The organism is Hyphomicrobiales bacterium (genome assembly GCA_002869065.1).
Classification (GTDB): Bacteria; Pseudomonadota; Alphaproteobacteria; order Rhizobiales; family Rhodobiaceae; genus Rhodobium.
This window is the reverse complement of record PKTR01000005.1, coordinates 150,876-164,828: the sequence shown is the minus strand read 5'-3', so window position 1 is coordinate 164,828 and position 13,953 is coordinate 150,876. Positions and strand designations below refer to the sequence as shown.

11 protein-coding genes are annotated in these 13,953 nt (G+C 64.4%); 10 read left to right on the top strand and 1 reads right to left on the bottom strand.

Annotation, left to right across the window (positions count from 1 at the left end):
- Positions 1-280 precede the first annotated feature (280 nt).
- From C0606_14765 to C0606_14735, 7 genes are all read left to right on the top strand, one after another.
- A complete protein-coding gene (locus tag C0606_14765) occupies positions 281-1,030 on the top strand; it encodes an electron transfer flavoprotein subunit beta (GenBank protein ID PLX36536.1) in 750 nt (249 codons plus the stop codon).
- 28 nt (positions 1,031-1,058) lie between these two features.
- Positions 1,059-2,003: an electron transfer flavoprotein subunit alpha gene (locus C0606_14760; protein ID PLX36535.1), complete on the top strand. Its 945-nt coding sequence runs from the start codon at positions 1,059-1,061 to the stop codon at positions 2,001-2,003.
- 175 nt (positions 2,004-2,178) lie between these two features.
- Positions 2,179-3,060 carry a 3-hydroxybutyryl-CoA dehydrogenase gene (locus tag C0606_14755; GenBank protein ID PLX36534.1) on the top strand — a complete coding sequence of 294 codons (882 nt, stop codon included), beginning with the start codon at positions 2,179-2,181 and terminating at the stop codon, positions 3,058-3,060.
- Positions 3,061-3,187: 127 nt separating this feature from the next.
- Positions 3,188-3,952 (top strand): desaturase, encoded by a 765-nt coding sequence (locus C0606_14750; protein ID PLX36533.1) that lies wholly within the window; start codon positions 3,188-3,190, stop codon positions 3,950-3,952.
- A 21-nt stretch (positions 3,953-3,973) separates the two neighbouring features.
- A complete protein-coding gene (locus C0606_14745) occupies positions 3,974-5,500 on the top strand; it encodes an AMP-dependent synthetase (protein ID PLX36532.1) in 1,527 nt (508 codons plus the stop codon).
- Between the two features lie 237 nt (positions 5,501-5,737).
- A complete protein-coding gene (locus C0606_14740; protein PLX36531.1) occupies positions 5,738-9,256 on the top strand; it encodes a carbamoyl phosphate synthase large subunit in 3,519 nt (1,172 codons plus the stop codon).
- A gap of 103 nt (positions 9,257-9,359) precedes the next feature.
- Positions 9,360-9,833 (top strand): transcription elongation factor GreA, encoded by a 474-nt coding sequence (locus tag C0606_14735; GenBank protein PLX36530.1) that lies wholly within the window; start codon positions 9,360-9,362, stop codon positions 9,831-9,833.
- 94 nt (positions 9,834-9,927) lie between these two features.
- On the opposite strand, the gene C0606_14730 is transcribed toward C0606_14735, so the two are convergent.
- Complete coding sequence (locus C0606_14730) at positions 9,928-10,404, bottom strand: ArsR family transcriptional regulator (protein ID PLX36529.1); 477 nt, start codon at positions 10,402-10,404, stop codon at positions 9,928-9,930.
- Between the two features lie 260 nt (positions 10,405-10,664).
- On the opposite strand from C0606_14730, the gene C0606_14725 reads away from it, so the two are divergent.
- The 3 genes from C0606_14725 to trxB all read left to right on the top strand — a co-directional run bounded on the left by C0606_14725 (position 10,665) and on the right by trxB (position 13,925).
- A complete protein-coding gene (locus tag C0606_14725; protein ID PLX36528.1) occupies positions 10,665-12,266 on the top strand; it encodes a GMC family oxidoreductase in 1,602 nt (533 codons plus the stop codon).
- Positions 12,267-12,293: 27 nt separating this feature from the next.
- Complete coding sequence (locus C0606_14720) at positions 12,294-12,701, top strand: hypothetical protein (protein PLX36527.1); 408 nt, start codon at positions 12,294-12,296, stop codon at positions 12,699-12,701.
- A 270-nt stretch (positions 12,702-12,971) separates the two neighbouring features.
- Positions 12,972-13,925: a thioredoxin-disulfide reductase gene (trxB, locus tag C0606_14715; GenBank protein PLX36526.1), complete on the top strand. Its 954-nt coding sequence runs from the start codon at positions 12,972-12,974 to the stop codon at positions 13,923-13,925.
- Positions 13,926-13,953: the final 28 nt, after the last annotated feature.

Genomic DNA, 13,953 nt, shown 5'->3' with positions numbered 1-13,953 from the left:
CCGGGGGCTTGGCGCAGCGGGTTTGGGTGCGGTGCAGCGAAAGCGCTAAGACTATGGTCGGGGGCGCTGTTGGTCGAATTGCCGCGAGGGCGGAAACAGGCGTATTCCTGTCGCGTTCCGCCGTTGACACCCTGTTGGCCCGTCAGTACGGTCGCGGGCGTTTTCATCGGGCAGCGACCGCACCGCCGCATGGCGACGGACCGGCGCGAACCCGGTTTTCTAAGTCAAACTTATCCCGCATCGCAGACGCTCCGCGGTGCGGCCAAGGAGGTTCTGGACCATGAAGATCCTCGTGCCTGTCAAACGGGTGATCGACTACAACGTGAAGGTTCGCGTCAAGCCGGATGGCAGTGGCGTCGACCTGGCCAACGTGAAGATGTCGATGAATCCGTTCGACGAGATCGCCGTTGAAGAAGCGATTCGTCTGAAGGAAGCGGGAAAGGTGGAGGAGATCGTTCTCGTCTCCATCGGCCCGAAGCAGGCGCAGGAGACGATCCGGACCGGCCTTGCGATGGGCGCCGACCGCGGCATCCTGATCGAGACCGACCAGACGGTCGAGCCGCTCGGCGTTGCCAAGCTGCTGAAGCAGGTCGTCGAAGCCGAGGCCCCGGGCCTCGTCATTCTCGGCAAGCAGGCGATCGATGACGATGCCAACCAGACCGGCCAGATGCTGGCCGCGCTGCTCGGCTGGTCGCAGGGCACCTTCATCTCCGAACTCGCCATTGATGGCGATGCGGCCGAAGTGACCCGAGAAATCGACGGCGGTCTGCAGACCATCAAGATTTCGATGCCGGCGGTGGTGACCACCGATCTTCGCCTCAACGAGCCGCGCTATGCGTCGCTGCCGAACATCATGAAGGCGAAGAAGAAGCCGATCGACATGAAGACGCCGGACGACTACGGCGTCGACATCGCGCCGCGCCTCTCGGTCGTGACGACCGTCGAGCCGCCGAAGCGCGAAGCCGGCGTAAAGGTCGGCTCGGTCGCGGAGCTTGTCGACAAGCTCAAGAACGAGGCCGGCGTCCTTTAAGGCGCGCGAAGGGAACGGAGACCAGACAATGACCACGCTTCTTTTCGCCGAACACGACAACGCCGCGCTGAGCGATCAGACTAACAAGGCGCTGACGGCTGCCCGCGAACTCGGTGGTGACGTGCATATCCTCGTCGCCGGCCAGGGTGCCGCTGCGGCGGCCGATGCGGCCGCCAAGCTCGAGGGCGTTTCCAAGGTGCTGCTCGCCGACGATGCGGCGCTTGAGCACCGGCTCGCCGAACCGACCGCCGCGCTGATCGTCTCGATCGCCGAGGGTTACGACGCCATCGTCGCGCCGGCCACGACCGCGGGCAAGAACATCATGCCGCGCGTTGCTGCCCTGCTCGACGTGATGCAGATTTCCGACATCATCGCGGTCGAGGGTGCCGACACCTTCCAGCGGCCGATCTATGCCGGCAACGCCATCCAGACCGTCAAGTCGGGCGATGCCAAGAAGGTCATCACCGTGCGTACCGCCGGCTTCCAGGCAACGGGCGAGGGCGGTTCGGCCGCCGTCGAGACCGTGTCGGCTGCCGCCGATCCGGGCCTGTCGTCCTTTGTCGGCGCCAAGCTCTCGGAATCCGAGCGTCCGGAACTGACCTCGGCCCGCATCATCATTTCCGGCGGTCGCGGCACCGGTTCCAAGGAGCAGTTCGAGACCGTCATCACGCCAGTCGCCGACAGGCTGGGTGCTGCCATCGGCGCGAGCCGTGCGGCCGTCGACGCGGGCTACGCGCCGAACGACCTGCAGGTCGGCCAGACCGGCAAGGTCGTGGCACCGGAACTCTATATTGCCTGCGGTATTTCGGGTGCCATCCAGCACCTCGCCGGCATGAAGGACTCCAAGGTCATCGTCGCCATCAACAAGGACGAGGAAGCACCGATCTTCCAGATCGCCGATTACGGCCTCGTCGCCGATCTGTTCCAGGCACTGCCCGAGCTCGAGGGCGAGCTGGACAAGATCAAGGGCTGAACGGCTCTCCAATCGGCCCGGCAGGGCCTTGCCGTTGCCGGCTGCGGCAATGGTGCAACGAAAACAACCTCCGGCCGGCTCGACAAAGCCGGTCGGAGGTGATTGTTTCTAGGCCGCCAAAGAGCGAAAATGGCGCCGGCGGCTGTTCGCACGACGACAGGGAAACGGTTCGGTCATGGTAAGCGAGATCAAGAAAGTCAGCATTATCGGTGCGGGCCAGATGGGCAACGGTATCGCCCATGTCTGCGCGCTTGGCGGTTACGATGTCGCCCTGCATGACATCTCGGTGGAGCGCATCGAGGCTGGGCTTGCCACCATCAACGGCAACATGGCCAAGCAGGTGGCCAAGAACACGATCACGGAAGACGAGCGCAAGGCGGCGCTCGCCCGGATCAAGCCGACGGCAAAGCTCGAAGACGCCGCGATCGCCGATCTGGTGATCGAGTCGGCGACCGAGAACGAGGACGTCAAGCGCAAGATCTTCGCGCAGGTCTGCCCGCTGCTGGCGGAGCACACGATTCTGGGCACCAACACCTCGTCAATCTCGATCACGCGGCTTGCGGCGACGACCGATCGTCCGGAACGCTTCATCGGCGTGCACTTCATGAACCCGGTTCCGCTGATGGAGCTGGTCGAGCTGGTGCGCGGTATCGCGACGGACGATGCAACCTTCGAGCTGATCAAGGCGTTCTCGCACAAGCTCGGCAAGACGGTTGCGGTGTCGGAAGACTTTCCGGCCTTCATGGTCAACCGCATCCTGCTGCCGATGATCAACGAGGCGATCTACACCCTGTACGAAGGTGTCGGTTCGGTCGAGGCGATCGACACCGCGATGCGGCTCGGCGCCAACCATCCGATGGGGCCGCTGCAACTGGCCGACTTCATCGGCCTCGACACCTGTCTGTCGATCATGCAGGTGCTCTATGAGGGCCTCGCCGACACCAAGTACCGGCCTTGTCCGCTGCTGGTGAAATATGTCGAGGCAGGCTGGCTCGGCCGCAAGACCCACCGCGGCTTCTACGACTATCGCGGCGAGACGCCGGTTCCGACCCGGTAAGTCCGACGCCAAAAAGTCCGACCTGGCCAAGCCGGGCCGGGCACGCCCTGCCGGTTGGCGGATCGGGTTCGTGACGTGGGGGTGATGCGCTCCCGGAGCGGCGCGTGTTCGATTAGCGAGAGATGTCATGGACTCGTTGATTACGTTTCTTCTGATCTATGCCGCGACCTATTTCGGCTTCGTCACGCTCTATCTTGGCGGCGGACTGTTCATCACTGCGATCAACAACCGCTATCCCGAGCGGCGCATCCAGAAGACCCGGAAGAACACGCGCACGAAGCAGGAAATCCTGCAGAGCCTGTCGTCGCTGTTGGTCACGGCGGGCTGCCTCGCCTTCGGCCTGTTCTCGCAGCATCAGGGCTGGACGATCACGCCGCTGCCGCTCACCATCTGGTCGGCGGTCGGCATGTTCGTCGTGTCCGTCATTCTGTTCGATGCCTGGTTCTACTTCGCGCACCGTTTCGTGCATCTGAAGCCGTTCTACAAGATCCACCATCTGCATCACACGGCGGTCGCGCCGACGGTGTGGTCGAACTACTACGACACCTGGCTCGATGCGTTTGCCATGCAGAGCTACTTCCTGTGGATCGTGTTCGTGCTGCCGATCCCGCCCGAGGTTCTGATCGCGCATCGTCTGTTCGACCACTTCAACGGCATGTTCGGCCATTGCGGCTTCGAGCACTTCGCCGGCAAGTCGGCGCGCTGGCCGTCGATCGGCGTGTGCACGGTGTTTCACGATCAGCACCACGCGCACTTCAACACCAATTTCGCCAACCACTTCTCCTATCTCGACCGGCTGTTCGGCACCATCGATCCGCGCTACGACGAGGCGGTGAAGGCGTTCGAAACCGATCCGGCTCACGCCAACGTCAAGGGCGCGATCAAGGACTGAGCGCGCCGTCCGGAGCTCGCCATGCTGCCGTCGCACTTCAATCTCGCCGAATACGTCCTTGCCCGTTCCGCGTCGGAACATCCCGAAAAGGCGGCGCTGCTTGTCTATTCCGAGCCGGCCGCCGCGCCGGAAGTGACCTTCACCTTTGCCGAGATCGAAGACGCGGTGCTGCGCATCGCCACCGGCCTTGTCGAACGCGGCGTCGAGCGGGGCGACCGACTCCTGCTTCGCCTCGGCAATACGCCGGAGTTCCCGCTGGTGTTCTTCGGCGCGATTGCCGCGGGATGTGTGCCGGTACCGACCTCGGCGCAGCTGACGTCCGGGGAATGCGACAAGCTGTTGATCGATTCCGGCGCGCGGCTCGTGGTGCATGACGATCACACGCCATTGCCGGCTGAACGCGCGGGCGTCGGGCGGCTCGGCTCCGAGGGGATCGCAGCGTTGCACAAGGCCGCGCGCGGCAGCTATGCCGACACGGCGGCGGACGATCCGGCGTTCCTCGTCTATACGTCGGGCACCAGCGGCAAGCCGAAGGGCGTGTTGCACGCGCAGCGTTCGGCCTTTGGCCGGCGGCCGATGTATCGCGGCTGGTACGGCATCGGGCCGGACGACGTACTGTTGCATGCCGGGGCGTTCAACTGGACCTACACGCTCGGCGTCGGGCTGACCGATCCGTGGGCGAATGGCGCAACCTCGATCGTCTATACCGGTCATCGCGATCCCGATGTCTGGCCGTCGCTGCTCGAGAGCACCGGCGCGACGCTGTTCGCCGCGGTGCCGAGCCTCTACCGGCGGATCCTGAAATACGGCCATATCGGCAGCCACTCGTTCCCGTCGCTGCGCCACGGGCTGACGGCGGGCGAGGCGTTGCGGCCCTCGATGCATGCCGAATGGCTGGAGAAGACCGGGCGGCCGCTTTACGAGGCGCTCGGGATGAGCGAGATCTCGACCTACATCTCGTCTGGCCCGGAAACGCCGACCCGGCCCGGCAGTCCGGGGCGGCCGCAACCGGGCCGCAACGTCGCCATCCTCAGCGAAGAGGCGGACGGCACGGTGCTCGGCCCCGACGAGCCGGGGCTGTTGTGCGTGCACCGGTCCGACCCGGGGCTGATGCTCGGCTATTGGCAGGACGAGGCCGGCACCGACGAGGCCTTCCTCGGCGAGTGGTTCCGCACCGGCGACCGCGCTCGCATCGATGCCGACGGCTATGTCTGGTACGAGGGCCGCGCCGACGACGTGATGAATGCGTTCGGCTATCGGGTCGCGCCGGAAGAGGTCGAGGCCGCGCTTGCCGGGCATCCGCTCGTCCACGACGTCGCCGTCACCGAAACCGAGGTGCGCGACGGCATCCGCCTGATCACCGCCTTTGTCGTGCCGAATGGCGACGAGCACCCGAATGAGGGCGAGCTCAACGACTGGTGTCATGCCCGGCTCGCCGAATACAAACGGCCACGCCGCTGGGTGTTCGTGCACGATCTTCCGCGTACGCCGTCGGGCAAGGTGCAGCGCCGCGAGCTGGCGAAAAAAGTGCCGCCGCATTCGCACTGACCGGGGGTGTTTTCCGGCGTGTCGGGCGCGACTTATTGTGCATATGCGAAAAAGCTGCGCGAAGTTGGGGAAGTGAGGGCCGCACGGGGTTTCTAAATGAGGTCTTTTCCCCTATAAGGCCGGTTTAGCCGAGAACATTGCATCTTTTGAGCCCCGGTTGCGCCCGCGTGCCGGGGTCTCCTGTGCGCTCGTTTCAAATGGCGGTCCTGTCGTCTCGAGAAAGTACTGAATAACAGCATGCCCAAACGTACGGACATCCACACGATCCTGATCATTGGCGCTGGCCCGATCGTCATCGGCCAGGCCTGCGAGTTCGACTATTCCGGTACCCAGGCGTGCAAGGCCTTGCGCGCCGAGGGCTACCGCATCGTTCTGGTGAACTCCAATCCGGCCACGATCATGACCGATCCGGAGATCGCCGACGCGACCTATATCGAACCGATCACGCCGGAAGTGGTCGCCAAGATCATCGAGAAGGAACGCGTAAACGTTCCCGAAGGGCGGGGCTTCGCGCTCCTGCCGACGATGGGCGGCCAGACGGCGCTGAACTGTGCCCTGTCGCTGCGCCGCAATGGCGTGCTCGACAAGTACGATGTGGAGATGATCGGCGCGACGGCGGAAGCCATCGACAAGGCGGAAGACCGCGAGCTGTTCCGTGACGCGATGAAGAAGATCGGGCTCGAGACGCCCAAATCGTTCCTCGCCAACGCTTCGACGCTGAAGCAGGCGGATCGCGACCGCTACGACGAGCAGCGCGCGCGGGTCGAGGAGTCGGATGCGAGCGATGCCGAAAAGGCGGAGCGCTTGTCGGCGCTCGAGCGCGACTGGCACAGCGGAGAAAGCGAACGGCGGCGGCGCTACCAGTGGCGCGGCCTTGGCGAAGCGCTGATCGCGCTGTCGGAGATCGGCCTGCCGGCGATCATCCGTCCGTCCTTCACGCTCGGCGGCACCGGCGGCGGCATCGCCTATAACTATGATGAATTCGTCGACATCGTCGCCCGCGGCCTCGACGCCTCGCCGACCAACGAAGTGCTGATCGAGGAATCGGTGCTCGGCTGGAAGGAGTACGAGATGGAGGTCGTCCGCGACAAGGACGACAACTGCATCATCGTCTGCTCAATCGAGAACATCGATCCGATGGGCGTGCACACCGGCGACTCGATCACGGTGGCGCCGGCGCTGACGCTGACCGACAAGGAATACCAGATCATGCGCGACGCCTCGCTGGCGGTGCTGCGCGAGATCGGCGTCGAGACCGGCGGTTCGAACGTGCAGTTCGCCGTCGATCCGGAGACCGGTCGCATGATCGTCATCGAGATGAACCCGCGCGTGTCGCGCTCTTCGGCTCTGGCGTCGAAGGCGACCGGCTTCCCGATCGCCAAGGTGGCGGCGCGGCTTGCGGTCGGCTACACGCTCGATGAACTCGAAAACGACATTACCGGCGGCGCGACCCCGGCCGCTTTCGAGCCGACCATCGACTATGTGGTGACCAAGATTCCGCGCTTCGCGTTCGAGAAATTCCCGGGCGCAGAGCCGACGCTGACGACGGCGATGAAGTCGGTCGGCGAGGTGATGGCGATTGGCCGGACCTTTGCCGAATCCCTGCAGAAGGCGCTGCGCGGCTTGGAAACCGGACTGACCGGTCTCGATGAGATCGAGATTCCGGGGCTGGGCCAGGGCGACGACAAGAACGCCATCCGCGCCGCGCTCGGCACGCCGACGCCGGATCGTCTGTTGAAGGTCGCACAGGCGCTGCGGCTCGGCGTCGACCACAAGCAGATTTACCAGTCCTGCGCCATCGATCCCTGGTTCATCGAACAGCTTCAGGCGATCATCGATACCGAGGCGCGGGTCAAGGAACACGGCCTGCCGCAGACGCCGGGCGCGCTGCGCGAGCTCAAGGCGATGGGCTTCTCCGATGCCCGCCTCGCCGGTCTCACCCTGCAGGAAGAACGCGACGTCGCGGCGCTGCGCGCCAAACTCGGCGTCCATCCGGTCTACAAGCGCATAGACACCTGCGCGGCCGAGTTCGCCTCGCCGACGGCCTATATGTACTCGTCCTACGAGGTGCCGTTCGCCGGTGCTCCGGCCAACGAAGCCCAGCCGTCGGACGCCAAGAAGGTGATGATCCTCGGCGGCGGTCCGAACCGCATCGGCCAGGGCATCGAGTTCGACTATTGCTGCTGCCACGCGGCCTTTGCGCTGGGCGACGCCGGCTACGAGTCGATCATGGTCAACTGCAACCCGGAGACCGTGTCGACCGACTACGACACCTCCGACCGGCTCTATTTCGAGCCGCTGACGGCGGAAGACGTGCTCGAGATCGTGCGCACCGAACAGTCGAAGGGCACCTTGCATGGCGTCATCGTGCAGTTCGGCGGTCAGACGCCGCTGAAGCTCGCCGAAGCGCTGCAGCAGGCCGACGTGCCGATCCTCGGCACCTCGCCAGATGCCATCGACCTCGCGGAAGACCGCGACCGGTTCCAGAAGCTTCTCGCCAAGCTCGACCTCAAGCAGCCGAAGAACGCGGTTGCCTACTCGATCGAGCAGGCGCGCATGGTTGCCGAGCAGATCGGCTTCCCGGTCGTCATCCGGCCGTCCTACGTGCTCGGCGGGCGGGCGATGGAGATCGTGCGCGATCACGACGCGTTCGAGACCTACGTCCAGCAGACGCTGTCGGAACTGGTGCCGCATGACGTCCGGCTGCGTTATCCGAACGACAAGACGGGCCAGATCAACGCGGTGCTGGCGCGCAATCCGCTGTTGTTCGACTCCTACCTGTCGGGCGCGGTCGAGATCGACGTCGACGCGCTGTGCGACGGAGAGGACGTCTTCGTGTGCGGCATCATGGAGCACATCGAGGAAGCGGGTATCCACTCCGGCGACTCGGCCTGCTCGCTGCCGCCGCATTCGCTCAGCGAAGAGACCCTGGCCACGCTCGAGCAGGAAACCGAGGCGCTTGCCCGGGCTCTGCAGGTCGGCGGCCTGATGAATGTGCAGTACGCGATCAAGGACGGCGAGATCTACATCATCGAGGTCAATCCGCGCGCCTCGCGCACCGTGCCCTTCGTTGCCAAGACGATCGGCATTCCGGTTGCCAAGATCGCCGCGCGGGTGATGTCGGGCGAGAAGCTCGATGCCGCGATCGGTGCATATGGCGATCGGCCGAATCCGAACGCGCTCGACCATATCGCGGTCAAGGAAGCCGTCTTCCCGTTCGCCCGCTTCCCCGGTGTCGACACGGTGCTCGGCCCCGAGATGCGCTCGACCGGCGAGGTCATGGGCCTCGACCGCGACTACGCGATCGCGTTTGCCAAGTCGCAGCTCGGCGGCGGCACGAAGGTGCCGACGGAGGGCGCTGTGTTCGTCTCGGTGCGCGATGGCGACAAGCCGCTGATCCTCGACTCGATCCGCACGCTTTCGCGGCTCGGCTTCGAGATCGTCGCGACCGGCGGCACGCAGCGCTACCTGATCGAAAACGGCGTCAACGCCACCAAGATCAACAAGGTGCTTGAAGGCAGGCCGCACATCGTCGATGCTATCAAGAACGGCGAGATTGTCTTGGTCTTCAACACCACCGAAGGTGCCCGGGCGCTGGCCGACAGCCGGTCGCTGAGGCGCGCTGCGCTTCTGCACAAGGTGCCGTACTACACGACCCTTTCGGGCGCGATTGCTGCGGCGCAGGGGATCGAGGCGTATTCCGCCGGCAATCTGGAAGTCCGACCCTTGCAAGCCTATTTCAGCAACGGTCGATAAGCGATAACGCGACGGGGCCGCCTCGGGAGGGGCGGCAACGAAAACCCGTCTTTACGAAAGCGGCGCGCTGGCAGCGCCCCGCGTGAAGTGAGGTCAACGACGGATGATCAAAGTTCCCATGACCGCCGGCGGCCACTCGGCACTAGAAGTCGAGTTGAAGCGCCTTACCTCTGAAGAGCGCCCGCGTATCATTCAGGCGATCTCGGAAGCGCGCGCCCACGGCGATCTCTCGGAGAATGCGGAATACCACGCCGCCAAGGAAGCCCAGAGCCACAATGAAGGCCGCATCGCGGAACTCGAAGACGTGCTGTCGCGCGCCGAGGTCATCGATGTGTCGAAGCTCGGTGGCGACACGGTGAAGTTCGGCGCGACCGTGCTGCTGGTCGACGAGGATACCGACGAGGAAAAGCGCTACCAGATCGTTGGCGATCTCGAGGCCGACGTGAAGGAGGGCAAGGTGTCGATCTCCTCGCCGATCTCTCGCGCGTTGATCGGCAAGAGCGTGGGCGACTCCGTCGAGGTGACGACGCCGGGCGGCTCGCGCGCCTACGAGATCCTCGAAGTCAAGTTCTCCTGAGCGATCTGACGCGGCGTTTCCGCCCTGTCTCGACAGTTCCGCAGCGGCCGCCTTCCGGGCGGCCGTTCGTGCGTCGGGGGCGGCGTTGCCGGGATTATTCCCCGGCGGTGATCGGAACGCCGGTCGAATCCTTAGACTTGCGAATAGTCAGGGCGGTGCGCACGCTGTCGACATTCGGCGTCGCGGCAAGATCCTGAATGACGAAGTTCTGAAAGCTCTGCAGATCGGTGGCGACGCAACGCAGGATGAAGTCGACCTCGCCGGACAGCATCCAGCATTCCCGCACCACATCCCAGCTGCGGGCCTTTTCCTCGAACGCGATCAGATCCGCTTCGGCCTGGCTGGCGAGCCCGACCATGGCGAAGGCGGTGACGTCGTAGCCGAGTGCCTTTTCGTCGACCAGCGTGCGGTAGCCGCGAATCACGCCGTCCTTTTCCAGCGAGCGCACCCGGCGCAGGCAGGGGGGCGCGGAAATGCCGATCCGGCTGGCCAGTTCCACATTGGTGATGCGGCCGTTTTCCTGCAGTTCCTTGAGGATTTTCCAGTCAATGGCGTCGAGGCGAAGTTTCACCGGCGATCTCCAGGCGAGGGTGCGCGGTGGCTCGATATGTTGGTCGCCCAGCCGCTACGGGCAAGATACTAACAAAATCCGGTAAGATTCCTACGCGCTTCGCGCAGACAACCCCAAGGAAATTTCCACGCGCCCCGGCTTTCGCGTGCGCGGATCGCTTTAAGCCGGCGTTTAGATGCCGCGTCTATAGTCGGTGCCTAAATTGAGGCAATCCGACTTCGATCCTTTCGACGCGGATATTTGCGACCGGACGGGGAAGCATGCTCACCGATCTTGAAAGCGTAGACGACGGCGCGGTCTTGAAGACCCCGGTCTGTATCGTCGGGGCGGGCGCCGCCGGCATCACGATCGCGCTCGAACTGGCCAAACGCAACATCGACTGCATTCTGCTCGAGGGCGGCGGCCTCGAGTATGAAGACCCTTCGCAGGAAATCTACGAAGGCGAGCTGGTCGGCAACCAGAACACCGACCTGGCCTATTCGCGGCTGCGCCAGTTCGGCGGCACCACCGGCCATTGGACCGGTCTTTGCGCGCCGCTCGATCCGATCGACTTCGAAAAGCGCGAGGCCATCGCCCATAGCGGCTGGCCGATCACCCGCGCCGATCTCGATCCGTTCTATGAGCGCGCCCAGCCCTATCTGGAGCTCGGGGCCTACGCCTATGACAGCGCGGCATACAACGGCAAGCGCGAGGGTAAGCCGCTGCCGCTCGATCCCGCCAAGGTGGTCGATACGGCCTACAAGAACAGCCCGCCGACCCGGTTCGTCGACACCTATCTCGGCGACATCAAGGATGCGAAGACGATCAACGCCTTCTTCCATGCCAACCTGACCGACCTCGATATCGGCGAGGATGGCGTGATCGGCGGTGCGGAGATCAAGAGCTTTGGCGGCAAGACCGTTCGCATCGAAGCGGCGAATTTCGTGATCGCGGCCGGCGGTGTCGAAAACGCCCGCCTCCTGCTCAACTTCACCAAGGCGCGTCCGGCCGGTATCGGCAATGGCAACGACCTCGTCGGCCGCTACTTCATGGACCATCTGAACTGCACGCTCGGCGAGTTCGTTCCGGCGGATCTGCAGCTCAATCTCGACTATTACAGCGACCAGGCGGTCGACGGCGTGCCGGTTTCGGTCGGGCTGAAGCTGCCGCCGGCGGTGCTCGAGAGCGAGAAGCTGCGCAACAACACCACGTTCCTGTCGCCGGTGTGGGAGACGGAAAGCTTCAACGACGATTTTCGGGATCACGCCTGGCTCGCCTTCTCCTCGATCGCCAAGGCGCTGGCCAAGGGCAACAAGCCGGACCAGTTCACGGCGCGGCTGTGCATGGTGGCGGAGAATCCGGGCAGCGTGATCACCGGGGTGACACGCCACATCCGCCGCAAGTTCGAGCCGGCGGGCACGATCAAGACGGTCAATTTCAAGCAGGACGCGGAACAGGCGCCGAACCCGGACAGCCGGGTGCTGCTCGGCGAGGATACGGACAAGTTCGGCATGCGGCGCGCCGCGCTCGACTGGCGGATCTCCGACGACGATCTTATGTCGTTGCGCCGGACGCACGAGCTGATCGGTATCGCGATCGGCGAAGCCGGCCTCGGACGGGTCAAGCTCGGCCTCGATGTGCCGCCGAGCCGTGACGACATCTTCACCGGCTACCATCACATCGGCACGACCCGCATGCATGACGACCCCAAACAGGGCGTTGTCGACAAGGATTGCCGGGTGCACTCGACGAAGAACCTCTACATGGCCGGCAGTTCGGTGTTCACCACCGCCGGTACGGCCAATCCGACGCTCACCATCACCGCGCTTGCCGTCCGCCTTGCCGATCATCTCGGCGAGTGGGCGTTGCGGCCGGGCCTGTAACCTTCAACACCTCTGGGGAGTCAAACGATGTCGAAACTGACCCGACGGGTTTTCCTTGGACTGGCAGGGGTGGGGACTATTGCCGTTGTCGGCTATGGCGGCACGCTGCTCGCCTGCCGCTTCGTGCCGCGCAACACGCCGGACTTCTTCGCCGGTCTCGATGACGAGGCGTTGCGGGCGGCGGCTCGCGGTGTCGGCGAGCGGGTGCTCGCGATGCATCCCGAGCTGATCGAGGATGTCGCGCTCGACCGCTTTCTGGAGGCGCGGCCACTGCTGCAGACCGCGGCCAATGCCACCTGTCCCGGCGACCGGCGCAGCCTGCTGCAGGATCAGTGCGCGGCGGATTTCGCAGCTGGCGAGGTGCGGGTGCTCGATGGCTGGGTGCTGTCGGAGACCGAAATCCGGCTGTGCGGGGCGGCGGCGAAATACGCCTGAGCCTAGGCCCTTTCGCGGCACGCGCCGACTTCCTATATCGCAAGCAAGTTCGATTGCCGGAACGCGCCGTTCTTTGGCGCGTATTCTTATCCGAAAACCGATTCCCACTGTTCGCGTCCGTGGACCTTCGGTTCGGGAATACGCTATCGGCGCGCCATTCGGCGTGACCAGTGCGGTTGCGCGGTGATAGAGTTCCGGTAACAGTTCCCGCCAACATTCTGCGCAGCCGTTTCCGGCGCGCAGCTGCACGACATTGCAAGGAGGCCGACAATGGCTACTCATCATTCGAAGGTTCTGATCGTCGGGTCCGGGCCGGCTGGCTACACCGCGGCGATCTATGCGGCGCGGGCGATGATGGAGCCGACGCTCGTTGCCGGCATTCAGCAGGGCGGCCAGCTCACCATCACCACCGAGGTCGAGAACTATCCCGGCTTTGCCGATCCGATCCAGGGTCCGGAGTTGATGGAGGCGATGCGCCAGCAGGCCGAGAACGTCGGCACCAAGATCGTTGCCGATACGATCGAGACGGCGGATCTGACGGCGAAGCCGTTCGCGCTGGTGGGCGATTCCGGCGATACCTACACCGCTGACGCGCTGATCATCGCGACCGGTGCGCAGGCGCGTTGGCTCGGCCTTGAAAGCGAAGACAAGTTCAAGGGCTTCGGCGTTTCGGCCTGCGCCACCTGCGACGGCTTCTTCTATCGCGGCAAGCACGTTCTGGTGATCGGCGGCGGCAACACGGCGGTCGAGGAAGCGCTCTATCTCACGCATCATGCGGCCAAGGTGACGATCGTTCACCGCCGCGACGAGTTCCGCGCAGAGCGCATCCTGCAGCAGCGCCTGTTCGACCACGAAAAGGTCGAGGTGATCTGGGACAGCGTGCTCGACGAGGTGCTCGGCAATGAGGGCATCCCGCCGTCGGTGACCGGCGCGCGGCTGAAGAACATCAAGACCGGCGAGACCAACGATATCGCTGTCGACGGCATTTTTGTCGCCATCGGCCACGCGCCGGCCGTCGAAGTGTTCAAAGATCAGGTCAAATTGAAGCCAACCGGCTATATTTGGACGGCGCCCGATTCGACGGCGACCGATGTGCCCGGCGTTTTTGCCGCCGGCGATGTCACCGACGAAATCTTCCGGCAGGCGGTTACGGCCGCCGGCATGGGCTGCATGGCAGCCCTCGAAGCCGAGAAATATCTCGCCGAACAGGGTGTGACCGCATAGCAGCGCCACGGCAGCGCCGCGGTCTTTT